Origin of the sequence: Roseateles sp. (genome assembly GCF_036404855.1) — a bacterium.
Classification (GTDB): Bacteria; Pseudomonadota; Gammaproteobacteria; order Burkholderiales; family Burkholderiaceae_C; genus Pelomonas.
Genome location: NZ_DASWYS010000061.1, coordinates 1 through 2,090 on the forward strand (window position 1 = coordinate 1; position 2,090 = coordinate 2,090).

The 2,090-nt window shown below is 64.4% G+C and carries 2 protein-coding genes; both read left to right on the plus strand.

Annotated elements, in window-relative coordinates; all coding sequences use genetic code 11:
* Positions 1–1,670: cobaltochelatase subunit CobN (locus VGF12_RS04225; protein ID WP_331174797.1), on the plus strand; the 1,670-nt coding region annotated here is incomplete at its 5' end.
* Between the two features lie 14 nt (positions 1,671–1,684).
* Positions 1,685–2,090, plus strand: a 406-nt coding sequence (locus tag VGF12_RS04230; protein WP_331174798.1) for a MotA/TolQ/ExbB proton channel family protein, incomplete at its 3' end; no start/stop codon positions are given.

Below are 2,090 nucleotides of genomic sequence, written 5' to 3' on the forward strand. Positions count from 1 at the left end.
CGGCCGTCGGCGAACTACTGGAGCGCGGGCGCAACTACTGGCAGAAACTGGGCAGCGACAGTGAGCTGAAAGGCTATTTCACGGCGCTGCAGGGCCGCCACGTGCCCAGCTCCTACGGTGGCGATCCGATCAAGAATCCCGAGAGCCTGCCCACCGGGCGCAACCTGTACGGATTCGATCCCTCGCGCATTCCCACCCGCGAAGCCTGGGAAGCCGGCAAGCTCGCCGCGGAGCGGCTGATCGAGCAGCATCGCGAGCTGCACGGCGACTATCCGAGCAAGCTGGCCTTCACTTTCTGGTCGGTGGAAACCATGCGCCACTTCGGCATGCTCGAAGCCCAGGTGCTGGCGGTGATGGGCTTCAAGCCGCAGTGGGATGCTGCCGGACGAGTGATCGGCATCGAGGCAATTCCGGCTGCCGAGCTCGGTCGTCCGCGCATCGACGCGGTGATCTCCGCCACCGGCCTGTACCGCGACCAGTTCCCCAACGTCATGCACTGGCTCGCCCAGGCCGCCGACCAGGCCAGCACGCTGGACGAGCCGGGCAACGTCATTGCCGCCAACAGCCGGCGCATCGAGCAGGCGCTGCTGCAACGCGGATTGCCCGCCGCAGAAGCCTCGCTGGCTGCGCGCACGCGGATCTTCTCCTCCGAATCCGGCGCCTACAGCACCGGCCTGGAGGACGCCACGCTGGCCAGCGACAGCTTCGGTGAAGCCGCCGACGGTGGCCAGGACCGCGCCGCCGGCGAGGAAAAACTGGCCGAGCTGTACCTGAACCAGATGCAGTTCGCCTACGGCCCGGACAGCGAGCGTTGGGGCGAGAAAGCCACGGTGAACCTCTATGCCGAGCAGTTGCGCGGCGTGCAGGGCGCGGTGCTGTCGCGCTCCTCCAACCTCTACGGCATGCTAACCACCGATGATCCCTTCCAGTACCTGGGCGGCCTGGGCCTGGCCGTGCGCCATCTGGATGGCCAGTCGCCGGAGCTGTACGTCACCAACCTGCGCGACGCCGACAACCCACGCAGCGAAACCGCCGCTGGCTTTCTCGCTCGCGATCTGCGTGCCCGCTACTTCCATCCTGGCTGGGTCAAATCGATTCAGGCCGAAGGCTACAGCGGTGCGCTGGAGGTGCTGGGCACTGCCAACAACCTCTGGGGATGGCAGGTCACTGCGCCGGAGACCGTGCGCAGCGACCAGTGGGACGAGTTCAAGGCCGTCTACGTTGATGACAAGCTCGATCTGGACATCAACGAATGGTTCGAGCAGCACCATCCACAAGCCCAGGCGCAACTGATCGAACGGCTGCTGGAAGCCGCACGCAAGGAGTACTGGGACACCGACGCCCAGACCCTGCAGCAGCTGGCGCAACGCTGGCAGAAGCTGGCCGAGCAGCATGACGTGGTCAGCGACAACGCCAAGTTCAGCGAATACGTCGGGCAGGCCGCCAGTGGTTTCGGCCTCGCTACGCCACTCGACAATGCCGCCGAGACACAGCCCAGCGAGCCTAGCGGCGCCGCACCAATGGAACAGGTGCAAGGCCAGAAACTGGAAAAGCAGCAGGCCAAGCCGCAGCCCTTCGATTGGTTGCCATTGGTGACGATATTGCTAGTAGCACTGGCCCTGCTGGTCGGAGTTCACCAACAGGCCCGGCGCCGGCCGGCCCATGCATGACCTTAGGAGACCCCATGCAATACATCATCGAATCGGCACTTTACAGCGCCAGCCAACTGTTCATGCTCCCCGTGCTCCTGGCAGTCATCCTGATGTTTCTCTATTCCTTCCACGCGGTAGGCGGTTTTCTCTGGCAGTCGCGACAGCGCCGCCTGGGTGACGCACGCGGCTTCGACTTGTTGCATAGCTGGCGCCAGGCGCCGCAGATGAGCTCGGTCGAACTGGAAACGCTGGCATTCAAACGCCTTGAGGTTCCGCGCATCGTCACCCGCATCACGCCGATGCTCGGACTTGTGGCCACAATGATTCCCATGGGCCCGGCGCTCAAGGGATTGTCCGGCGGACAACTCGATCAGGTCAGCGATAACCTTACCGTGGCCTTTTCGGCTGTGATCCTCTCGCTGCTGTCCGCCTCGCTGA